The sequence below is a fragment of the Thainema salinarum CENA647 genome, from assembly GCF_057732415.1.
The window spans coordinates 5,156,264-5,179,100 of record NZ_JBYJZJ010000022.1; the positions used below are offsets into that span (position 1 = coordinate 5,156,264).

Sequence of the window (22,837 nt, forward strand, 5' to 3'; positions counted from 1 at the left end):
GCAGCGTTAGACGGTATTGCCATCTAACGCTGCACTCAGAATGCCTATTGGATTTGGCTATATCGTAAAATCTAACCTGCAGCTTGGGCGGGTCGATTGGGCATATCGCTGGCAGATGGCTTAGTTGAAGCCTCTGCTGGGTTGACGGCTTTGAACTCAATGTGGTTCAGCAGCGTAGTCACAAAAGCAAACAGCAAGAAGGGTAAAGATAGTACGAATACCAATCCAACAGATGCTAGTGCATAAACTGGGCGGCTTGCTCCCATTAAAGCGAGGGCAGAGGCCAAACTGATAAACAACACCAACAGCCAAACAATAATCTGACCGTAAATATCACCAAATGTCAGGGTGCAAACAAACCGATAGCGGGTTTCTGGCTCCATGACAGTCCTCTTCATATACGTTAATGGTTTTATCCGAAATTCAGAAGCAGAGCCACTGCCGTTTCAAGATTCCTTTGAGGTTGAAAAAGCCTGATACTGTCAGCCTTTCCCAATCTTGTACTCAAAAAAGGAAGGAAATCGAGCGTCGAATTTCGTATTCTTAGATTAAGAGGGTAAACTTTAGATCGCTCTGTTCTAAAGACTTTCGCAACATCTTTGTAACATCACGCAATGTATTGCGATCGCAAGTTGGTGACGAAACGGGTGTGAGCAGTGAAGCAAGTTGTGCTTGTTTCACTGCTCATCCCTTTTAGAGGGCGTGATGAGGTTGTTGGGGAACAGTGCCGATTGCATCAGAAATTCAGCCTGATAAGATGTCCCGCTATTTAATGTTTTATAAACCGTTTAATGTACTGAGCCAGTTCACAGATCAGGCCAATGTCGAACTGGAGGGACAGATGGATCGGCAAACCCTGAAAGCTTACATTGCAGTGCCAGATGTTTATGCTGTTGGACGCCTGGATCGGGACAGCGAAGGACTACTGCTGCTCACTGATGATGGCCGCTTGCAGCATCGTCTGAGCGATCCTCGCTACAATCATCCCCGCACTTACTGGGCGCAGGTTGAGCGTGTTCCTGACTCATCGGCATTGGAACAACTGCGTCAGGGGGTAACGATCAAAGGCTATCGCACAAAACCTGCCCAGGTGAAGCTGCTGGAGCAGGAGCCTGTTTTGCCGCCCCGCGACCCGCCGATTCGCTATCGTAAGTCGGTGCCGACAGCTTGGTTACAATTAACGCTAACTGAAGGAAAAAATCGGCAGGTGCGGCGGATGACGGCGGCAGTTGGCTATCCTACATTGAGATTAGTACGAGTTGCGATCGCAAATCTGCAGCTCGGCAATCTTCAACCTGGGCAATGGCGTGACTTAACGGCTCAGGAAGTCCAAAGCTTGAAGAAGCTGTAGCCACCTACCAACTAGCTATGCAAGCTGCGTGTAAGTAGCTGCATATAAATAAATGCAGCTACTTAAAACGCGATTTTTCTGAAGGGGCTTGATGTGCGTTTTGCGCAAAACAGTATGCTGAGGGTTTATAGATTAATTTTTTCGCTAATCTATAAAGTCCTCTGACATTTGAGCGGAAAGCAGCAAATAACCTGTGTATTATTTAGCCAAGTTAGACCTATGTTAGGGTTTAGCCAGCTTTGCTTTAGGATAAAACGGACTTGAACGCTGCATGTAGATATTGAGTCAGTTATCAAACCTTCCATCCCATTCTTCCCCATGTTGATTTGTCATCAATGCCAAGCCGAAAATCCAGATAGCCATCGGTTTTGTCAAGCCTGTGGTGCATCGCTAACTCAGGTTGAATGCTTAAACTGCGGGGCGATGGTCGATTGTGGTGCGAAATCCTGTCCAGTTTGTGATGCTGTTATTGGGCGACAGCTCTATGCTGTCATTGCCCAGTCTAAAACGGCCCAGTCTGGGGCGGTCGTTGGTAACGCATGGTCTAATCTGCCAGTAGACGAGAGTCTGCCAGACCAAGCCCCATTGAGCGCATCCGCTCAGTCCTTGGTTAATCTGCAGCCTGGTGACTACCTAGATCCACAACAGCGCTATCAGATCGAAGCCTTTGTTGAGTCCGATCAGCGAACGACTGACTACCTGGAGGCAATCGTTTTTGACCAGCGTCCGCTAGAACTCTCTCCTGTTCAGATTCTTAAATCCCATATCAGTCCGCTGGATGATGAAGCTAAAGCAAAGCTGCCAGAGTTAGCGCAGACGTATTTTGGTCTGGAGGTAGAACTGGCTCCAGCAACCCCCTATTTACACGATGCTTGGCAGTGTAACGATACAACAGTTTTGCTGGTTGAGGATCGCAGCGATTGGTTAGCCATTACAGCCCGAGGACAGGACACTGCTCTCGAACCTCTACTCGTGTTGCGTTGGCTACTGGATTCACTGCAACTATGGCAGGTGCTGGGAGACTGGCAGTGCCGTCGGAGCCTGCTTGACATCAATAACCTGTGCCTAGACGAGGATGATTGCCTGTGTTTGCGGTTGGTGAAAAGTGATGCCCAATCGTTAGATTCACTGCAGCCAGCACAAAGTTCATCAAGTGATCCAGCTCCACAAGAGCCGATCAATCGCATTAACCGCAAACCGGACATGGCGAATTTGGCGGCAACTCACGCAGATTTGGCAGCATTGGGCCAAGTTTGGCAGATATTGGTGCAGCAGTTGGGCACAGTGTTGCCCAAATCTGTGCAGATGCTGTGTGATCAGCTCATTCAGCATGAACTCGAATCTGTAGATGCCGTGCGATCGCAGTTGAGTGCGATCGCAGATACGCTACAGGCAGCAGAAGCTTCGGTCGTTAAACAATTAAACCGAAATCTTGATTTTGAAACCTTGGAATATCAACCGTTACAGGATCAGCTCCCAGATCAGCCCAATCAAGCTTCTGAACCGACACAGCCCCCATCTAGTGCTGATAACCCTGAAGCAACAGCAGAGGCTTCTAGCGCTTTAGAGGCGGCCTCAACGCCTCGCTCAGAAGATGTGTCCCAAAAATTAGCAGGTTCTGAATTCTTGAATAGTGAATTCGTTGCGGATGATGACTTGTATCCAACCTGGGATGAAGATGACGAGGATGAGACCGATGATTCACCCACCGTTGTCGTACCCATGAATCTGCTGTGGATTGAGGATGGAGGACGTACCGACATAGGCCGTCGTCGTGACCACAATGAAGATGCGTTTAGCATTCAACTGGATCTCAGCAAAGTCGAAACCGCCAATGAGCGTACCCTCCATGCCCGTGGTCTCTACCTAATTTGTGACGGCATGGGAGGGCATGCGGGTGGTGAAATTGCCAGTGCGCTCGCGGTTGACGTGCTGCGGAAGTATTTTGCGACACACTGGCAAGGTTCACAGTTGCCGTCTGAGCAAACCGTCATCGAAGCAATTCGGCAAGCAAATCAGGCAATTTACAAAGAAAATCAGCAGAATGAACGGTTGGGGAGTGGCCGTATGGGCACCACATTAGTGATGTTGCTGCTGCAAGATACCCACGCGATGGTGGCCCATGTAGGGGATAGCCGTCTTTACCGCTTTAGTCGTCGTTTGGGATTGCAGCAGCTAACCACCGACCATGAGGTTGGCCAGCGGGAAATTCAGCGAGGAGTTGAAGCTGATATCGCCTACGGGCGTCCAGACGCCTACCAACTCACCCAAGCCCTTGGCCCTAGAGATGATGGGTTCATCGCGCCAGATGTTGAGTATCTAGAGCTGTCAGAAGATACACTGCTGTTGTTATGCTCAGACGGCTTAAGCGACAACGATTTGCTCGAAACCCACTGGCATAGCCATGTCGAACCGCTGTTGAATCTCAATCAGAGTCTAGATGAAGGCATTAGTGCCTTCATCGATCTGGGAAATCAGCACAATGGCCATGACAACATTACTGCGATCGCAATTCGCGTAAAAGTCCGTCCGAAAACCGACAACAGCATCAAAGCGACTTGGCCTCAGTAAATTTGAATTTTGTCTCCGTGTTAATACTAGCTTTTGTGTATCAACTAGCGTAAATACACAAGATACTTAGCTTTGTGAAGAGTCGAATAAGATGCTGCTGACACCCTAATATTACTGAGGGTATGTTGAGATCCTTGCTGCTACCTTGAAATTGGCAATCCAGTATCGAATATAACAGTTATATCTGTTCTGTACTGATTGCGGTCTTCGGAGTTTCGACAAGGATTTTGGACAACATGAAACTAAAGCTGTTGTTTGGAACCCTCTTGATGGCTGGAATCCTGCTGGCACCTATCAGTGCAGAGGCAAAGCCATCCAATAAGGGTGGTGGAAATGACAAAAATCAGGACAAAGAACAGACATCTAAGGATGGTGGAAGTGACAAAAATCAGGACAAAGAACAGACATCAACGTCATCATCGGTAAGCTGTGAGTCCGGTTCTGTCACATTTGATTTAGTTGGTGGTGGCTCAACCAATGCAACGTCTTGCATTGGTCAATTTGGCGGTAATGATGCTCAGGGTGATGGTTCCGGTGCCCTATTTGACCAGCTATCCAGTGGTGTTTTCAACGGCATAACAGACTGGGACTTTATCGGGAAATCCGATGAAGGAGGTGGTCTGCTGAATTTTGACGTTGATTCTAACGGTACTGCGGGCAACTGGAGCATTGATAGCTCAATTGACGGCCCGTTTGTTATCAGCCTCAAAGCTGGCAACTACTGGAGCGCTTACTTCTTTGAAAGCGCTGACGATGTGCTAGGTGGTAGCTGGATTACTGATGGGGTGGCCACGAATAAGCGAGGCATTCCACTTGGACTGTCCCACGCAACGCTCTTTGTTGCGAATGTTGAAGATGTCGTAAAAGATATCCCTGAACCAACAACCGCTGCTGCTTTAGGTCTAGTCGCGCTGGGTGCAACTCGTATGCTTAAAAAGCGACTTTAAAGGATCTCATACCGAATTTGGTCCCAAAATTCAGGAGGGGAATTTTGCCAATATGATGCGGCAAAATTCCCCTCCTGTGGTTCTAATTGGCAAGGTACAAAATAGGCGTGGCAAATTCAGCGTTACTCAGGGTTACTCAATAATCTCAAACTTAATTTGTGTGTCCATATTTGACTGAGCATGACTGCCGGGACGCAGTATCCCTGATACAGGTGAAGCATAGCGAGGGTGGGAGGTTGCGACCAGCGGCACGTGATGATCGGCGACAGCAACAGCATTTGTCGGATCAAATCCACGCCAGCCCGCACCTGGCAAATACACCTCTGCCCAAGCGTGGAGGTCGAGATTTTTGGCATCTGGATCGGGTTTTTGGTAGCCGCTGACGAACCGAGCCGCTAAACCAACTGCCCGACAGGCTTCAACAAACAAAACCGCATAATCGCGGCACGATCCGAGTTTTTCCTGCCACGTAACTCCAGCGGGGAACGGTTCCCCCGTTTCCCGCACTGTATATTCACACTCATCATGGATGCGCTGATTGAGCGTAGTGAGAAACGGAACCACCTGTCGATCAACGCTGTGGTAGATGTCTTGGGCAAGTGCGATCGCAATTGGGTCAATCGTTTGGGTATATTGGCCCTGGAGGTAAGGCTGGAGATGGAGCGCCATCATTTGGGGATAGTGAATTGGCAGATGAGTTGCCCAAGTTTCCAGCAGATAATTGAACGGATTAGAGCCGAGCGTTTCCACCTCAGACGTGACATGTATCTTGAGCGACTCCAGCTCAAGATCGGTAAACCACAGCCGCGTGATGGCATTGCCGTCTAGTTCAGTCAGTTCAGACCAACCTGTTGGTTTCGGATCAATCTGCATAGAAAACTGATGAACGATTTGCTGTCCATCGCTGCGAGGTCGCAGACGGACAACATGCGGCATGAGGGGTACAGGTTTGCTGTAGGTATAGTGGGTTATGTGTTTGATTCGATAATGCACAGGCTGGATGCCATCAACAAAAAATTGAACAGTCGATCAGTTGACAAGTAGCTTCACAATCACACTTCTACAGGCTCCAATGCAAAGAAGTCAGAAAACAGCTTGTCATTAATATCATTAACGCGGCACTGAATCCGGTCTAAAAATTCGTGCAGTCCGTTTTCAATCACTTCTTCAATTGTGATGTAGTCCAGTTCGGAGCGTAATCGACCCAAAGCGCGATCGCTTTCTTTGCGCCAGGTGCCTAATGGCATACCTAGAATTTGATGGAGCGACTGTTCCGCGTGGATGAGGCAAAACTGAATAGAACGAGGGAATTCCCGATCCAAAATTAAAAACTCAGTGACCGCGTTAGGCGTGATCCGGTACTGCCGCTTACGGTACATTTCGTACGCACTGGCAGATTTCAGGAGGGCAATCCACTGGAGTTCATCTAAAACGCCACCTACATCAGTTACAGAAGGCAGCAAGATAAAATACTTCACATCTAGAATGCGTGAGGTTTTATCGGCTCGCTCTAGTAAGCGGCCAATTTGGCCAAAGTGCCAGCCTTCGTTGTGGGCGAACGTGGCATCCATAATGCCGGTGAATAGGTGACTAGATAGCTTGACCTCTGTGAAAAAGTCGTGGATATCGGTTGATTGGGGATTTTTGGCCGCATCTCTAACCATGTAGTAGAAGGCATTTAACTGCTCCCACATTTCCGAGGAGATGATTTCCCTGACCGAACGAGCATTTTCACGAGCCCGTTCGAGACAGGAGCAAATGGAATTGGAATAGCTGCCGTCAAAGGTGAGAAATTGAATGACGTTCTCTGCGTTGGCTTCGCCATATCGTTCCTTGAATAATCCGCGATCGCCCGTAGTGATAATGAGAGGTTCCCACTGTTGGGCTACTCCCACAGGCGAATCAAGTAGAAGGTTCAGGTTGACATCGATGAACCGAGCCACGTTTTCGGCCCGCTCAACATAGCGGTTCAGCCAGTAAATTGAATCTGCGACGCGACTAAGCATAGGTGAATTGGAGTTTATTTAGGTCGTGCTGAAAATTGGGTTCGGTGGGCGGTGCCGCTCTCCGGGCGCGGTTTTGGAAGATTAGACGGCGGAATATGGTTTGTAGAGGCAGGCTTTGTTGATCACCCTGGATGAGATGCATACGTTAATTGCTAAACCTGCCCCTATCAAACGGTTGTGGGTGTGATGAAAATTCCTAAATCACCCAGGTATCTTTGCTGCCGCCACCTTGGGATGAATTGACCACTAGAGAACCTTTCTTGAGCGCCACACGGGTTAAACCGCCCGGATTTACGTAGATGTCTTTGCCGTAGAGGATGTAGGGGCGCAAATCCACATGTCGGCCTTCAAACCGATCACCGATCAGCGTCGGTACCCGCGAAATATTGAGCGTCGGCTGGGCGATGTAGTTGCGCGGATTGGCTTTAATTCGTTCCGCAAATTCGGCCCGTTCTTCAGGAGTAGCTTGAGAACCCATCAGCATGCCATAGCCACCGGATTCATTGGCTGCTTTGACGACGAGCGAATCGAGATTCTGCAACACGTGATCTAACTGCTTCGGTTCCCAGCAGAGATAGGTGGGTACGTTGGACAGAATTTGGTCTTCGCCGAGATAGTACTTGATCATTTGTGGTACATAGGCGTAGATAACTTTGTCATCGGCCACGCCTGTACCGGGTGCATTTGCGATCGCAACTCGACCTTCCCGGAGTACATCCATAATTCCCGGTATACCCAGCATCGAGTCGGAACGGAACTCTCTCGGATCAAGAAAATCATCATCAATGCGGCGATAGACGACATCAACCCGCTCTAGTCCTTTGGTCGTGCGCATTTTCAGGAAGCCATCGGAGACGACCAAATCTCGTCCTTCCACCAGTTCTGCTCCCATCTGCTGGGCTAGGAAGGAGTGTTCAAAGTAGGCCGAGTTATACATGCCGGGAGTCAACACAACCACGCGCGGATCGGGCACAGGCGGTGCCAGATTGAGCAGCGTTTCTAGCAACTGGCTGGGATAGTCATCCACAGGCCGAATATTCATCTGCTGAAAAATTTGCGGGAACGTACTCTTCATCACCCGTCGATTTTCCAATACGTAGGAAACGCCGGACGGACAGCGCATATTGTCTTCTAAGACAAACCATTCACCACTGCGATCGCGCACTAAGTCCGTTCCCGTGATGTGACACCAGATGCCCTCAGGTGGTTCTAAACCGATGCAGGGTTTGAGATAGCCAGTGGCCGACTCAATCAGGTCGCGGGGAATGATGTCGTCATTGATGATTTTTTGATCGTGGTAAATATCATGAATGAACAGATTAAGCGCCTGAATTCGCTGTTTTAGCCCTCTTTCTAGCCAATCCCATTCCTTTGATGCCACAATCCGAGGCACGATATCGAACGGAAAAATTCTCTCGGTGCCTTGATTATCGCTATAGACGTTAAATGTTACACCCAGCTTGAACAGTGCATTTTGGGCAGCCTGCTGACGACGCTTAATTTCGTCGATGGATAGAGAACCTAACCGCTCAATCAGCAGTTTTGCCTCTGCGCGGGGAGTGGCATCTTCCAAAAACAGTTCGTCGTAAAAGTCTTCAGGGTCATATTGATTGAATTGCACGGTTCTGTTTGTTTGCGACTGCATCATTGGCGACTGAATCACGTGAGATGTATGCATGATGAAAGGCTCGCAGGACTTCAGACTGTAATTATCAATACGAAATACCGTTATTTTTATAACTCCCCAGGGCTATGATGATGTCTCTGCTTAAGCTTGGTTTTGTGTTTGGGCAGATTAATTCAGGGTTCCTTGACTTAGTTGAGTCGAATATTTGCTGCAAGGTTTGCTAGTTACAACCACTGCAAAGAGACACTTTTTCACATGTCGGTTCACTCACAGAAGTGGTCTGTTTGCTGCACCTTTAGATCGCAGCAGCACAAAGCAATACAGGGTGCCGAGATTCGGCACCCTGTATTGCTTTGTGCTTTAGCCAAACTTTAGGCTAGTAATTCGCCTGTTTCCTGCAACGCATGCAATCGGTGATAAATCCCACCATGTCGCAGCAGTTCCTCATGGTTGCCCACTTCGGCAATGTGGCCCTGATCGAGTACGACTATTTTGTCCGCTTCTCGCACCGTACTCAAGCGGTGGGCAATCACAATTGTCGTGCGCGTACCGAGAATACTCCGCATGGCAAGCTGAATCGAGCGTTCTGATTCATAGTCCAAACTGGAGGTCGCTTCGTCAAACACCAGTACGTCTGGATCAACCAGTAAGGCTCTGGCGATGCCAATTCGCTGGCGTTGACCACCGGATAAGCGCACACCTCGCTCACCCACCATCGTGTAGTAACCGCGCGGCAGCAGGTGCAGAAACTCATCGACTCTGGCAATCCGACAGGCTTCTTCGACTTGCTCAAAGGTGGCCTTGGGATTGCCGTAAGTGAGATTATCCAGCAGCGTGCCGTTAAAGACATCAACTTCCTGATGTACGATCGCCAGTCGCTTCCGGTAGGCCGTGATGTCCAGTCGCCGGATATTCTGCCCATCAATCAGGATTTGACCCTGACTCGGTTCAAAGTAGCGGAACAGCAGTTTGACTAATGTTGATTTTCCCGAACCCGATCGTCCAACCAGCGCCACCGTCTGACAGGGATGAATCAGAAAATTGATATCCTGCAAAACAGGCTTATCCGGGTTATAGCTGAAGGATAAATTCCGCAGTTCCAGCTTGCCCGTAAATTGATAGCTCAGGTCAACCGGAGGACGGGTTTCGTCCAGGACCGTACTGAATTCCGCTGCGTCCTGTCCAGCGGGAAGTTCCATAAAATCATGAAAACGCTGGATTGAGGTATAGCGACGGGAAAAGATCTCGGCCAGGGCACTGATCGGTTCCAACTCGGCATAGGCCATGTTCGAGATAGTCAGCGTCGTGACAAAGTGCCCCAGCGACATCTGCCCTCGCAGCACTGCGAACAGCGTGAGCAGCAAGACGCCAAACACGCACATCTGGATAAACGTGCGCTGCCAGGTAAACAGCATCACGTAGCCTTTGTGAATCCGATAAACGACGACATCATATTCGCGGTTGAGCCGCTGCTGCTGTCGAGCAAATTCGCTGTGTTCGGTGGCAAACGCCTTAACGGTTTTGATGTTCGTGATCAGCTCAGATGTGCGACTTTGGGTATTTTCCATGTAGCGATCGAGCCGATCTTCACGTTGAATTAACCGCTTTAGGTTAGTCAAGGTGAAAGCCAGAATCGCCACAAATGAAATGACAAACAAAACCGCAATCCGCCACTCAATCAGCAAGATGATTACGAAAATGCCCAGCACCCGCATGAGCTTCGGCACGAGCTGTCCCGCAATTTCCGGATACGTCCAGGTATGGTTCTCCAATCCGCGCGTAATCCGTCCGGCAATTCGGCCTGGATTATTCTCGTCATAGAAATCCAGCGGCAGCGTCAGAATTTGCCGCGTTGCCTGTTTGAAATGATCGCGTCGCGCCTTGAGCGACACAATCCAGTGATACCAAACGCCGAGCCACGGCTGAATTGGTGCTCGCACAACTGTCACCAGGAAAATCACGCCCATCAAAACCGCGATCGCAAGTCCTCGTCCCGCTGAAACGCCGGTAATTTGAGACACTCCATTGATGACCTGCTGACTCAGTTCATCTACAGGTTGACCCGACAAAACATTTAACACCTGCCCAATCGCATAGGGCACGGCCAAATCGATAATTTCAAACCCACTACTCGCAGCGATGCTAAAAAACGCGATCGCACGATAGGGTCGATAGTAATTTAAGACGGTTCGAAAATTAGCCACCCGTCACCTCCCCATGCAGCCCTTCTAGATATACTACATATACTACAATCTTTGCCGGCGATTTTCGGATGCCAAGTTAGAAATTGCAGAATGTCATGTGAGACGCCAGCAGCGCCAGCGCCTCACATGATGCTTAGATTTTGATGACGGTATTACGCCTTACGTTGGGCAATCCAGGTTTGATTGGCCACATCAGGTCGCTGCAAAATTGCGATCGCAGCTTTGGCGACATCTTCAGCACTGAGCGCCTTCTGATCAGTTTCTACTACCTGAGACTGAGTGGCTTCTGTCTGGCGATAGAGGGTAATGGGATGGGATGGCGATTCTGCTGCTAGTAATTCATACTGCACCGTAGTACAGCAAAGCTCTTGCCCCATCACTGCCTGAAGCTGTTGCTGAATCTGGGCTGGAATACCAGACTGGGTGGAACTGATAAAAAGAATCTGGGGAAATGCGCTCGCAGTAGCAGAACGATAGGCCGAAATTTCTGCGAGCGCGAGCTGAAACTCACCGGGCGAAAAATGGGGATTGAGTCCACCATCATGCTCAAACTTGCTCAGCATGAACTGAAATGAACAAACCTGAGCCGGATTCAACGGTGGCGCATCATCCACTGTTTTTGCCCGAAAGGTAGGAATAAACTGATTAAACGGAATGTCTACCGTTATCCACCCATTAGCAGCCGTATCAAATGAATAGTAGTAGGCAACAGAATCCCAACCGGAGCTGTTCCGTAAAATAAACTTGTAGCGATTTCCGTCGCCTTTGGCGCGTAACCGGATGCCGTCCCAGCCTCTGAGGTCAAACGGTGGTTCAAAGTTGCGAGTGCGCACCGAGGCAAAACCACCGGAATTTGCGGTTGACACATTCCCCGTAAAAAGCACGACATCATCCGCCTTGCGCATACCGCTCTCGCTGACGCCGCCCATTACCACATCGTCGAGAGCACCCCAAATGGCCTGCACATCCATATCAGAATTGGCAAAATTAAATAATATCTGTGTTTGACCGTGCGAAGGCCCTGCAACAGGTGTTGAGCCAGCAGCGATTTTGCGTAAATGCTGAACCAACCGCTCCGTTATCTGCCGAACCGAATCTGCTGACAGGTTAGACAAATCCGATTGCTCACTCGCGTCAATGATGATGGTATCAACGCTCGCATTGGTCGCAGAAGAGACGGAATTGACGGCTGGAAGATCTGCGATCGCATCTCGTGCCAGTACGTCCTGACCTGTTACCATCGCTACCGATTGGTCAGCTATCCGGAGTTGCTCGCTGATTCGAGTCGAAATTTGACCTTGGCCAATGAGTAGAACGGATTGAGGCGAGTGAGACATGACATCTGTTGGTTGAGGGGATGTGGTGCGGCCCAAAAGCTGCTGTAGCCAGCGAATACTGCCCAAAAACGGTATTTCGCCAAAGTAACTAAGGGTACTGAGAAAACGGCTAGCATTCCATTGAGATGATTGATTGAGTTTGGTCATGAATTTTCCTGGCAAATTCTTGACGACAGCTTTACATTCATCCTACGAAATCTTTAGCTTTAATTCATGAAAGCCTTAATCTCCAACGAGTCCAGTTACATCCGCTTAAGATGAAAACCAGAGCAGAAAAACGACTGTAGTTTAGCTTTGGAGGTTGTCTAATCAGATGCCGTATAAGACTTGGATAAGACCGTTGCTTTGCGTAGTTCTTGCAGGTTCTAAACTTCCCCCCACAAAACAGCTGCAAATTTTTAGGAGAATTTACTGCTGATTGCAAAGCAGACTTCAGCCATCATAAAGATGCTGAACCCGCGACATTCATTTATTATTCACCTAAAAAAATGAGTGCAGATATCGTGCAAGTTCACGTTTGGATTGAAGGTCAGGTTCAGGGGGTCGGCTATCGAGCCTCGACTCGCCAGCAAGCAAATCAGCGGAATCTCAAAGGTTGGGTACGCAATTTGTCTACTGGGGCAGTTGAAGCCGTCTTTGTTGGTAACCAAGCAGCAGTGGATTCCATGCTTCAGTGGTGCCACAGTGGCCCTCCCGCCGCTCAAGTCACTAACGTGCGGGTTCAAACCGAGCCCCCAGAGACGTATCCAGACTTTCGGGTAGCTTTCTAACTCACCACTTTGAGTGAATCACTCTTAGTGAAATCGAGTCGTAAGCTCCAAAATGTCAGGAAATGTAAACAATTAGCTGATCAAAGGTTGATGTAGATAGCAGGATTTTTTCTCATATCGAGGTACGTTCAGCATGTTTGTCCGGTAGTTGAGCAACAGCAATGACAATAGATTCCAAATTTGAGTTCACTCTATTGACGCATGTCACTTGCACTTCCATCTGGCAGTGCCAAAGTGGAAGCGCATCATGAATGAATCATGAACTAACGAATGGTAAACCATGTCATGAACTCAGAAATGATTCTAGCTATCAACTCATTCTATTTTTACAGAGAATATCAGGACTCATCTACTCTAGCCCCCCTAGTTTTTACAAATGCTTCAACAAGTATTAACAATAAGTCAACCAACAGATGCTAAATTCTGCCGAAGTGCAATCGCGGCAACATAGCCAAACGACTCTACCAACCATTTAACGTTTAGTCTTAACCCATGCGTATTCTCATTTATTCTTACAATTATCATCCTGAGCCAATTGGGATTGCACCGTTAATGACAGAGTTGGCAGAGGGGCTTGCCGCACGAGGTCATGATGTTCATGTGCTGACTGGTATGCCGAACTATCCTCAGCGCCGTATTTATGAAGAATATCAAGGTAAGTTTTACGATACCCGAGTCGAAAATGGAGTGACAGTCCACCGCTGTTATGTCTGGATTCGTCCCAAGCCAGGTTTACTGGCCCGTATGCTGCTAGATGCCAGTTTTGCGGCGACTAGCTTCCTACGTGGTTTCGGTCGCTGGCAACCAGATGTCATTTTGCTAACTGTGCCGCCGCTTCCTGTTTCTGTTCCAGCGGCTCTGCTGGGCTGGTTTAATCGCTGTCCGGTGGTCTTGAATTTGCAAGACATCTTGCCTGAAGCAGCGGTGCATGTTGGTCTGATTCGTAATAAGCTGGCAATTCGCGTTTTTGAATGGCTAGAGCAATTTTCCTACCGCACGGCGCATACGATTAGCGTTATCACTGACGGCTTTGTCGAGAATCTGGCTAAGAAGGGTGTATCTCAAGACAAGATGACCATCATTCCAAACTGGGTTGATGTGAACTTTATCCGACCACTGCCCAAGGAAGGGAATGCTTTTCGAGCTGCTCATGGCTTAGAGGATAAGTTCGTAGTCATGTATTCCGGCAATATCGCGTTAACTCAGGGACTGGAAACGGTTATTGATACGGCAGAACGGATTAAGGATATTCCTGATATTCAGTTTGTGATTGTGGGCGAGAAAAAAGCGCTGCATGCGCTGCGCGAGCGCTGTGAGGCCAAAAACCTTAATAATGTACTGCTCCTGCCGTTCCAGCCGCGTCACCAGTTACCCGAGATGTTGGCCGCTGCTGATGTCGGCCTGATTGTGCAAAAGCGCAATGTCGTCTCGTTTAATATGCCGTCCAAAACTCAGGTTCTCTTGGCTAGTGGCCGACCGATTATTGCATCTGTACCGCCACAGGGAACTGCTGCACATGCCGTCGCCCGGAGCCGGGCCGGAGTTGTCGTCAAACCCCAATCTCCCTATCACTTGGCCGAAGCGATTAAAATGCTCTACCGGAGCCCGGAGGAAGCTAAAGCTTTAGGTGAGCAGGGACGGCGTCATGCAGTCGATCAGTATTCTTTTGAGCGAGCTTTAGATCGCTATGAGGCCCTGTTTGATCGGGTAACACGCTCGAAGGAAGAGCCAAATTCAGCTTATGCGAATGCCAACAGTTCTCCGTGGGATACGGCAAAACAGGTGGCGTTCGTCAAGAAAGCACCAGCGGATAATGCGATCGCAGATGTCCAGTAGTTCATCAGCCTGTCCTCAGTGTGCAGTTTAAGCATACCAAGCGAGATGTAAAAAACTAGAAAAGGCTGATTGCCATGCCGTGGCAATCAGCCTTTTCTAGTTTTTGTTTCAAACCGTCCTGCTTTGTTCGGTAAATACCCCTTCAAAGAACAACCGCAAAATTAGCACTATATAGAGTAGGTTTGTCTAACCCGTCGTTGCCGCTAAGCCTGCTTCCGAATCTGCATGTTCAGGATGAATATTCAAGATCGATGGGCGAATGGTTGGGTTAGGACAGTAGCCGCATTCAGTAAAGAGCGGTGAACCCATAAGCATCTGGGTTAAACGTATTAAACGTCATTATTTTAGTTGTGAAGCCGGAGCATCAGCATGGCAAAAGTTGTCGGAATTGATTTGGGTACAACCAATTCTTGTGTCGCAGTTATGGAAGGGGGCAAACCCACCGTTATTGCCAATGCAGAAGGGTTTCGTACGACACCCTCGGTTGTAGCCTATGCAAAGAATGGCGATCGTCTCGTTGGACAAATCGCTAAGCGCCAAGGTGTGATGAACCCTGAGAATACGTTTTACTCAGTGAAGCGGTTCATCGGTCGTAAATATGACGAAGTTTCTCAAGAGCTCACTGAAGTTTCCTACAAGGTTCTTAACGCCAACGGAAAAGTTAAGCTCGATTGCTCTGCTGCTGATAAGCAGTTCGCCCCTGAAGAAATTTCGGCTCAAGTTCTGCGTAAGCTAGCTGATGACGCGAGCAAATACATTGGCGAAACGGTCACGCAAGCTGTAATTACGGTTCCGGCTTACTTTAACGACTCCCAGCGCCAAGCAACTAAAGACGCTGGACGGATCGCAGGTCTAGAAGTTCTGCGGATTATCAACGAACCGACCGCTGCTTCTCTCGCCTATGGTTTAGACAAGAAGAGCAACGAAACCATTCTGGTGTTTGACTTGGGTGGTGGTACATTTGACGTTTCTATTCTGGAAGTGGGTGACGGTGTATTTGAAGTACTGTCAACTTCTGGGGACACCCACTTAGGTGGTGACGACTTTGATAAGAAGATTGTTGACTTCTTGGCAGAAGAGTTCAAGTCTCAAGAGGGGATTGACCTCCGTAAGGATAAGCAAGCGCTCCAGCGTCTGACTGAAGCCGCTGAGAAAGCCAAAATCGAGTTGTCCAGCGTTACCCAAGCAGAAATCAATCTGCCGTTTATTACCGCAACTCAAGATGGGCCAAAGCATTTGGACTTGACCCTAACCCGCGCCAAATTTGAAGAGTTGGCTTCTGACCTAATTGATCGCTGCCGCATCCCAGTAGAGCAATCCCTCAAGGATGCCAAGTTGAGCAAAACCGATATTGACGAGGTGGTTCTGGTCGGTGGTTCAACTCGAATTCCAGCCGTACAAGAGCTTGTAAAGCGGGTTCTAGGTAAAGACCCGAACCAAAGCGTCAACCCCGATGAAGTGGTTGCCGTTGGTGCTGCAATCCAAGCAGGTGTTCTGGCTGGTGAAGTGAAGGACATTCTGCTACTCGACGTCACACCGCTATCTCTGGGGGTTGAAACCCTGGGTGGTGTGATGACCAAGCTGATTCCACGCAACACCACGATTCCGACCAAGAAATCTGAAGTCTTCTCCACTGCTGTAGACGGACAAACCAATGTGGAAATTCACGTTCTACAGGGTGAGCGGGAAATGGCCAATGACAACAAGAGCCTGGGAACGTTCCGACTCGATGGCATTCCGGCTGCTCCCCGTGGCGTGCCTCAGATTGAGGTAATATTCGATATCGATGCCAATGGGATTTTGAATGTCACGGCCAAAGATAAGGGGACAGGCAAGGAACAGTCGATTACGATTACGGGTGCTTCTACCCTCTCTGATACAGAAGTCGATCGCATGGTCAAAGATGCGGAGGCCAATGCAGAGGCAGATAAGGATAAGCGTGAGCGAATTGATGTCAAGAACCAGGCTGATTCTTTGTCCTACCAAGCTGAGAAGCAGATTGAGGAACTAGGCGATAAAGTTTCAGCAGACGATAAGTCGAAGGTTCAAAGTCAAGTTAAAGACCTGCGCGATGCGATCGCACAGGATGACTATGACAAGATGAAGTCTCTGACAACCGAACTACAGCAAACCCTCTACGGTATCAGCAGCAACCTGTATCAACAGGAAGCAGCCGCTGGTGGCGGATCTGCCCCTGGTGATGAGGACGCAGGCCCATCCTCCAGCGGTGGCGATGATGACGTCATCGACGCTGAGTTTTCTGAAACGGATAAGTAATACCAAATCCGATTAGAAAGCACCCAAACTTTTTCGTGAAAGCCAGACACAGCCTGGCTTTCACGAAAATATAGCGATGGTCATATTAATTAGAACGCTGTTGTGGTGCGGTATCGCCACGCCACAACAGCGTTCGTGTTTTAACTTAGCTGCTACAGCCATAAAGACTGGTTTTTAGGATATGAACAAGAGGGGACGCACAGCGTGCGTCCCCTCTTGTTTACGGTTGTTATTTGATGGATTTCAAGGCAGGCCTATTCAGCCGATTCTGCTTCTGCTGGTGTGGTGGTTGCGGCTGATTTCTTCGATAGCAACAGATTGTATTCAATGCTGCTGCTGCCGTTGCTGCCCCACTCAACAACCAATCCATCCTCATCAAGGACAGGATCGTTATCCCATGTGGTCACAACAACGAAGTATGTGCCGTCGCTGGGAACAACAAAATCACTAATCAGAGATTCGAACGAGCTTTCACTCTCGTCGTCGTTTTCAGCAATTAATCTACCTTCTTGGTCAAACAAAAACAGTTGGGAGTCGTTGTCTTCGTATTCTGCGCCTGATAGAACTTCGGTAACGTTGACATCTAGGGTGACGACTTCCCCCTCTGATGCCTCAAATTGAAAAACTTCGTGGTCGGTGCTAACGGAGCCAGAGACTTCTCCCTCACCAGCATCGTCAACATCAATCGTTGACGCTTGAGTAAACGACTCGGGCACCGCTTGGGCGACGGTCGCTACACCCAAAGCCGCGATCGCAATTCCGGTTGTCGCAAGTGTACGCATCCAAATCATAGGTCTCATCCAATTGCAGGTTTAATCTGTGGTCAATCTACGTAATCAATGCAGAACCAGTTTTTCTCATTCAGAGATCATAACCCGTTCGTTTCCGAGACGACATCTCTCTGCTGATTAAAGCGGCTGATTGTCTGCGTCAGTTTAGGTTTCACGCGACTTTGCCATTGATTTGTCATCGCTCATGACTAAATCTCTTTTCCTTGGTTCTGTAGGTCGATCCTGACGGTTTCTATAAAATTAAAGCCTTCCAACGTCGGCAGGCTCCAGATTCATACCTCAATCTGGATTTCAACAATACTAACGTCTGTTGCATGGGCGTCAGTTTCCATTTCGATCCAGCAGTACTCGAAGTAGTAGACGTAACAAGTTGCACTACAGTTCCAATCGGCGTAATTTTCGATTAGGGTTATGCCTTCAATTTCACCATGCGTAGGGACAGGTTTTGTTGATCAGTTTTGCTTAAAACTCACAATTAATCGGCTCAATCTGCCGCTACAGGATATTTTGGGATCGTATTATTCCTATCGATTTCCATTAGGGGATTCTTTTGCCTCAACTGTCCCCTTTTCGAGATAATCATGATCCGGACGGCTAGCTGAGGAAAACCATGACTGCGATAAGTGTGCCCATTCCTGTGGATCAAATTCGCTATAACGAGCAGGGCTTAGTGCCTGCGATTGTGCAAGACTATCTCGACGGCACCGTGTTGATGATGGCCTGGATGAATCGGGAATCGCTGCAAAAGACAATGGAAACGGGCGAAACCTGGTTTTGGAGCCGATCGCGCCAAGAACTGTGGCATAAAGGCGCAACCTCTGGCCATCTCCAGCATGTCAAATCGCTCCGCTACGACTGCGATAGCGACACGCTGCTGATTACCGTTGAGCAAGATGGCGATGTGGCCTGCCATACCGGGGAGCGCAGCTGCTTCCACCAAGTTGAAGGCTCTGTCGTGGCTCCACCTGCCGATACCCTGTCGCAGGTGTTTGATGTGATCTGCGATCGCAGAGACAGCCCCAATGAATCTTCCTACACCTGCAAACTCCTCGCAGGCGGTGATAACAAGATTCTCAAGAAAATTGGCGAAGAAGCCGCCGAAGTGGTGATGGCCTGCAAAGACGATGATAAAAGTGCGATCGCAGGTGAAGTGGCCGATTTGTTCTATCACACCCTGGTAGCGCTGGCTCATCATCAGGTAGATATCAAAGACGTTTACCGTAAGCTTCAGGAGCGGCGGCGCTAAACCGACCCTAGGAACCAATTTGGACAGGAATTTCAACGTTAAACTGGGTGCCTTGAGTGGGAGATGAGTGGCAAAGCAGTGTTCCTTTGTGCTTTTCTTCCACGATTTGCTTGGAAATTGATAGGCCCAACCCAGTGCCCTTATCGGCTGTTTTAGTGGTGAAAAACGGCTCAAATAGCTTGTCTTGGATGTCATCAGAGATACCCAAGCCGCTATCGGTAATGCGAACTGCCACAAAGCCGTAACCGGAAATAGCCGTCTCAATCTCAATCGTCAAGTCGCGCTGATCTTTTTGCCACGCTTCTTCCAGGGCATCGACCGCATTGGCCAGTAAGTTCATAAACACCTGGTTCATCATGCCCGGAAAACATTCAACCAGTGGCAGGTCAGCATAGTTTTTGATGACCGCAATTTCAGGGCGCTCCTTGTCCGATTTGAGGCGGTGCTTGAGCAGCAAGAGGGCGGTTTCTAACCCTTCGTGTAAATCAGTAGTGGAGCAAGAGGTTTGTTCAACTCGGGCGAATTTCCGTAAAGATCCAGCAATTTCTTTGATTCGGCCCGCTCCCAGCTGCATGGAATCCAGTAGTTCAGAAAAGTCTCGCAGCACAAACTCCAAATCCATCTGCTTGATCTTTTGGCTAATCTCTGGCGTAGCTTGGAAATACTGAGTTTGATACAGGTTCAGCAGTTCCGTTAGCTCCGTTAAGTATTCTTTGGCTGGCCGAATATTGCTGGTCACAAAATTAATCGGGTTATTAATTTCGTGGGCCACCCCAGCCACCAATTGTCCTAGCGTGGACAACTTTTCCTGCTGAATAATCTGTAGTTGAGCCTGCTGCAGAGCTTGAGTTCGCTCGGCTACCTGTTGTTCGAGGTTGTCAGTCAACTGTTTGAGTCGCCAGTGAATTTTGACTCTGGCCAGAACTTCCTCTTCTTCAAACGGCTTGGTAATGTAATCCACTGCGCCTAGAGAGAGTCCAGTTAGCTTATCTTGCCGATCGGCCAGCGCCGTCATAAAAATAATCGGAATGGTTTGGGTCGCTGGATCCGCTTGTAAGCGACGACAAGCTTCGAACCCATCAAGCTTGGGCATTTGCACATCTAGCAAAATCAGTTCAGGCTGATGTTGCTCAACCAGCGCGAGTGCTTCCTCACCATTGTTTGCCATTTTGACCATATAGCCAGATGCTTCCAGTGCTTGGGACAGCACGACAAGATTCAACGGGCTGTCATCTACGATGAGAATAAATTTGGGGTCAGGCTGGCTCACGGGTTGATGCTCCTGCTAATAAGGCTGGACAAAGGCATGCAATCACATCTTTCACAGTCTCAGAATGCGTGGCGCTGATTCGTGTGATTTAGATGTGGCGACAGGTTGGCGGATAATTCCGACAGTTGTTACGTCACAAACAACTCATTAGGACTGATCTTTGAGACTGATCCTAAGGTTCCCGTTTGGAGATAGTCCTTAACTGAGCCTGTATGTAGTTTGAATAACTCGTATCGCAATTTAAGTTGATGAACAGGCCGCCCAATGGGGCGGCCTGTTCATCAAGATACAAGAGCTCTATCTCTACAGCAGTGTTAGTTAAAAAGCGCCAAAGGTTCATACCTGAGCTTTTGAACTTGAGCTACTGTAGGGAAGCATCCCGGTCAAGCAGTGCAACGAGGAGAGCAAAACGGTGAACAGCATCCATAACAAGCGAATCAAAGTATGGGGAACGGTGCTGGGTGCATTCATCTTGCCAATTGGGTTCGTGCCAACAGTGCTGGCTCAGGAACCACTACAGATTGCTCAAGCGGCTACGGCTCAGGATTACTTGAATCAAGGGCTAGAAGCGATTCAATCAGGCAATATTGAGGCTGCTGCCCAGGCGTTTGAACAATCAGCCGCACTCGATCCGTCCTTTGCAGCAGCTCATTACAATTTAGGCTTGGCAAGGCGGCAGCAGGGACAGCTCCAGCAGTCGGCAGATGCGTTTTATGCAGCAATTCAGGCTGACCCCGAATTTGCCTTGGCCTATGCCAATTTAGGAGCAGCACTGCTGGAGGGGAATAACTTGGAACAGGCGGTGCAGTATTTGGATCGTGCCGTTACTCTTGATCCCGATATGGGGCTAGCTCACTACAACTTGGGCTTGGTCTATCAGCTACAGGGAAATGTACCCGCTGCGATCGCAGCTTTCCAGCGAGCGGCTGAATTTAGTCCCACGGCTCCAGAACCTCGGTATTACCTAGGCATGAACTACATGGCGCAGAATAATCTGGAAGCGGCCAAAGCGGCCTTTGAAGCTGCGATCGCAATTCGACCCCGCTACGCCGAAGCCCATTACAATCTCGGTTCAATCCTGTTTCGCGAAAATCGGTATGAAGAAGCGCTGAATGCGTTTCGCCGCTCGGCAGAGGCCAATGCAAATTACGCCAATGCTTACTATGGTGCGGGCTTGGTCTTTCTTCGTCAGGAGCAATATGATGATGCCCGCCAGGTGCTGGAATATGCGCGCGATTTGTATGCTCAGCAGGGTAACCCCGAGTGGGCTGCCAAAGCGAGTGAACAGCTCCAGCAAATTCAGTAAAGGATGATGGTTTATCGGGTAAGTGGTAGCTGCGCCAAAATACACTGCTTATGAGAAGCGCTTATTAGATACGACTACCCTAAGAACATCCATAAAGACGCACCAGGGTTATGTTTTTCGTATATGGCCTTAGCTTCTTCAGCGTCTTGCTCATGCTCAACTTTATTGACACGAACGCTGTAAAAATTGCTGATATCGTGGTCGAAACGTTGTTCGTCATAGTCAAGAATCTGAAAAGCTCCTGACTCGAAGCATTCTGCCACGGTTTGCATCATGCTCGTGATGCTCGTGAACGCCAGACTATAGTCTGGCGTTCACGACAAAAATCAACGACTTGGGTTGGCGTTTGTGGAGTCCCTCCAATCACACCAAGTAGATAATCTGATTCATAAGAAAACAGAGGCAGCCACTTTTGCTCCCAGGTTGAATACGGATCGCCTAAGTGCATCTCAAACTCATGACTGTATAGATCAACCACAGTTGATAGGTTCTCAAAGATATAGGCCGGTATAAAGCTGCTGCCAAAATCAACGAATCCCTGATGACCATTGTGCCACTGATACAGCTCACATAAGTCATCAGGGAAATCAAACGGTAGATCCGCAGTTAGTTCCTCAATTGTTTTTAGATCCAAGCCTGGCGCTAGCGTTTCTGCAATGATGGGAGCATGAACAGTCAGATATCGATCAAGATGCTCTAATGCATCAGCAAGATCAGACATTACATCCTCCGGCATTATTAAAACAGCCAGCTTGGTGAGGCCACTATTCTAGTACATCTAGATCAATCGCGCGAGAACCGCCACGCTCTAGCAGCGTCAAGTTGACACCAAGCTGTGACCAAACCAGATAGCCAATGAAGATTGTCATCGGTACGCTGACGGCATAGCAGAACCAGGTGGGCAGTAGAAAAACGCCGAGACCAGAAGCTAGAAATAGGCAAATGCCGATGCAAATTCCTAGATAGGGCAATCTCAGGGCTGTCCGTCGAGTATGCGATAGCGTTTCGGTATCTTGGTTTTTATACCAAGTTTGAACCATCTGCTTTAATGATGATTCAAACGCGAGGCCAGAAGTGACACCAGTAAATAAGCCAACTAGTAACAGCAGATAAGGCGGGGTCGGATACACAGGCACGCTCCTCGAAAATAAATGATGAATTGACTGTTATATCAAGTCTGTGTATAAGAACCCAATTTATTTTTCGTAAAACGTTTGCTCCGCAAACGTTTTACGAAAAATAAATTATGGGTTTTCAAACAGACTCGACATTAATTAATAAACTGTTCATGTGGCGGC

General features: G+C 48.7%; 20 protein-coding genes. 8 read left to right on the forward strand and 12 right to left on the reverse strand.

Annotated features, from left to right (window positions below; translation table 11 throughout):
• Positions 1-71: 71 nt before the first annotated feature.
• Positions 72-383, reverse strand: coding sequence for a hypothetical protein (locus AC286M_RS29310; protein ID WP_488207749.1), 312 nt, complete (start codon positions 381-383; stop codon positions 72-74).
• Positions 384-724: 341 nt separating this feature from the next.
• Here AC286M_RS29310 and AC286M_RS29315 point away from each other — a divergent pair, with 341 nt between their 5' ends.
• The 3 genes from AC286M_RS29315 (at position 725) to AC286M_RS29325 (ending at position 4,869) form a co-directional block, all read left to right on the forward strand.
• Positions 725-1,351: a pseudouridine synthase gene (locus AC286M_RS29315; RefSeq protein WP_488207750.1), complete on the forward strand. Its 627-nt coding sequence runs from the start codon at positions 725-727 to the stop codon at positions 1,349-1,351.
• Between the two features lie 318 nt (positions 1,352-1,669).
• Positions 1,670-3,922, forward strand: coding sequence for a serine/threonine phosphatase (locus AC286M_RS29320; RefSeq protein WP_488207751.1), 2,253 nt, complete (start codon positions 1,670-1,672; stop codon positions 3,920-3,922).
• Between the two features lie 236 nt (positions 3,923-4,158).
• Positions 4,159-4,869, forward strand: a complete 711-nt coding sequence (locus AC286M_RS29325; RefSeq protein ID WP_488207752.1) for a PEP-CTERM sorting domain-containing protein — start codon at positions 4,159-4,161, stop codon at positions 4,867-4,869.
• Positions 4,870-5,001: 132 nt separating this feature from the next.
• On the opposite strand, the gene AC286M_RS29330 is transcribed toward AC286M_RS29325, so the two are convergent.
• The 5 genes from AC286M_RS29330 to AC286M_RS29350 form a co-directional block, all read right to left on the reverse strand.
• Positions 5,002-5,862: a transglutaminase family protein gene (locus AC286M_RS29330; RefSeq protein ID WP_488207753.1), complete on the reverse strand. Its 861-nt coding sequence runs from the start codon at positions 5,860-5,862 to the stop codon at positions 5,002-5,004.
• Positions 5,863-5,921: 59 nt separating this feature from the next.
• Positions 5,922-6,875 (reverse strand): alpha-E domain-containing protein, encoded by a 954-nt coding sequence (locus AC286M_RS29335; protein WP_488207754.1) that lies wholly within the window; start codon positions 6,873-6,875, stop codon positions 5,922-5,924.
• A gap of 196 nt (positions 6,876-7,071) precedes the next feature.
• Positions 7,072-8,553 carry a circularly permuted type 2 ATP-grasp protein gene (locus tag AC286M_RS29340; RefSeq protein WP_488207755.1) on the reverse strand — a complete coding sequence of 494 codons (1,482 nt, stop codon included), beginning with the start codon at positions 8,551-8,553 and terminating at the stop codon, positions 7,072-7,074.
• 320 nt (positions 8,554-8,873) lie between these two features.
• Positions 8,874-10,706 carry an ABC transporter ATP-binding protein gene (locus tag AC286M_RS29345; protein WP_488207756.1) on the reverse strand — a complete coding sequence of 611 codons (1,833 nt, stop codon included), beginning with the start codon at positions 10,704-10,706 and terminating at the stop codon, positions 8,874-8,876.
• Between the two features lie 152 nt (positions 10,707-10,858).
• Positions 10,859-12,190, reverse strand: coding sequence for a CIA30 family protein (locus tag AC286M_RS29350; RefSeq protein ID WP_488207757.1), 1,332 nt, complete (start codon positions 12,188-12,190; stop codon positions 10,859-10,861).
• 341 nt (positions 12,191-12,531) lie between these two features.
• On the opposite strand from AC286M_RS29350, the gene AC286M_RS29355 reads away from it, so the two are divergent.
• Positions 12,532-12,813 (forward strand): acylphosphatase, encoded by a 282-nt coding sequence (locus AC286M_RS29355; RefSeq protein WP_488207758.1) that lies wholly within the window; start codon positions 12,532-12,534, stop codon positions 12,811-12,813.
• A 492-nt stretch (positions 12,814-13,305) separates the two neighbouring features.
• Positions 13,306-14,649 carry a glycosyltransferase family 4 protein gene (locus AC286M_RS29360; protein WP_488207759.1) on the forward strand — a complete coding sequence of 448 codons (1,344 nt, stop codon included), beginning with the start codon at positions 13,306-13,308 and terminating at the stop codon, positions 14,647-14,649.
• Positions 14,650-14,835: 186 nt separating this feature from the next.
• Here the strand turns inward: AC286M_RS29360 and AC286M_RS29365 are convergent, their stop codons facing one another.
• Positions 14,836-14,958, reverse strand: a complete 123-nt coding sequence (locus tag AC286M_RS29365) for a hypothetical protein (RefSeq protein WP_488207760.1) — start codon at positions 14,956-14,958, stop codon at positions 14,836-14,838.
• Between the two features lie 60 nt (positions 14,959-15,018).
• On the opposite strand from AC286M_RS29365, the gene dnaK reads away from it, so the two are divergent.
• Positions 15,019-16,926: a molecular chaperone DnaK gene (dnaK, locus tag AC286M_RS29370; protein WP_488207761.1), complete on the forward strand. Its 1,908-nt coding sequence runs from the start codon at positions 15,019-15,021 to the stop codon at positions 16,924-16,926.
• Between the two features lie 254 nt (positions 16,927-17,180).
• Here the strand turns inward: dnaK and AC286M_RS29375 are convergent, their stop codons facing one another.
• A complete protein-coding gene (locus tag AC286M_RS29375) occupies positions 17,181-17,708 on the reverse strand; it encodes a DVUA0089 family protein (protein WP_488207762.1) in 528 nt (175 codons plus the stop codon).
• Between the two features lie 619 nt (positions 17,709-18,327).
• Here AC286M_RS29375 and hisIE point away from each other — a divergent pair.
• Entirely contained in the window at positions 18,328-18,963 is a 636-nt protein-coding gene (gene hisIE / locus AC286M_RS29380) for a bifunctional phosphoribosyl-AMP cyclohydrolase/phosphoribosyl-ATP diphosphatase HisIE (RefSeq protein WP_488207763.1), read from the forward strand.
• A gap of 7 nt (positions 18,964-18,970) precedes the next feature.
• Here the strand turns inward: hisIE and AC286M_RS29385 are convergent, their stop codons facing one another.
• Positions 18,971-20,233 (reverse strand): sensor histidine kinase, encoded by a 1,263-nt coding sequence (locus AC286M_RS29385; protein WP_488207764.1) that lies wholly within the window; start codon positions 20,231-20,233, stop codon positions 18,971-18,973.
• Between the two features lie 412 nt (positions 20,234-20,645).
• On the opposite strand from AC286M_RS29385, the gene AC286M_RS29390 reads away from it, so the two are divergent.
• Positions 20,646-21,539, forward strand: a complete 894-nt coding sequence (locus AC286M_RS29390; protein ID WP_488207765.1) for a tetratricopeptide repeat protein — start codon at positions 20,646-20,648, stop codon at positions 21,537-21,539.
• Between the two features lie 74 nt (positions 21,540-21,613).
• Here the strand turns inward: AC286M_RS29390 and AC286M_RS29395 are convergent, their stop codons facing one another.
• From AC286M_RS29395 to AC286M_RS29405, 3 genes are read right to left on the reverse strand one after another with little or no spacing between them, the layout of a single operon-like run.
• Positions 21,614-21,814 (reverse strand): hypothetical protein, encoded by a 201-nt coding sequence (locus AC286M_RS29395; protein ID WP_488207766.1) that lies wholly within the window; start codon positions 21,812-21,814, stop codon positions 21,614-21,616.
• Positions 21,811-22,260, reverse strand: coding sequence for an SMI1/KNR4 family protein (locus AC286M_RS29400; protein WP_488207767.1), 450 nt, complete (start codon positions 22,258-22,260; stop codon positions 21,811-21,813). The genes AC286M_RS29395 and AC286M_RS29400 overlap by 4 nt, the downstream gene beginning before the upstream one ends.
• A gap of 43 nt (positions 22,261-22,303) precedes the next feature.
• Complete coding sequence (locus AC286M_RS29405; protein WP_488207768.1) at positions 22,304-22,669, reverse strand: hypothetical protein; 366 nt, start codon at positions 22,667-22,669, stop codon at positions 22,304-22,306.
• Positions 22,670-22,837: the final 168 nt, after the last annotated feature.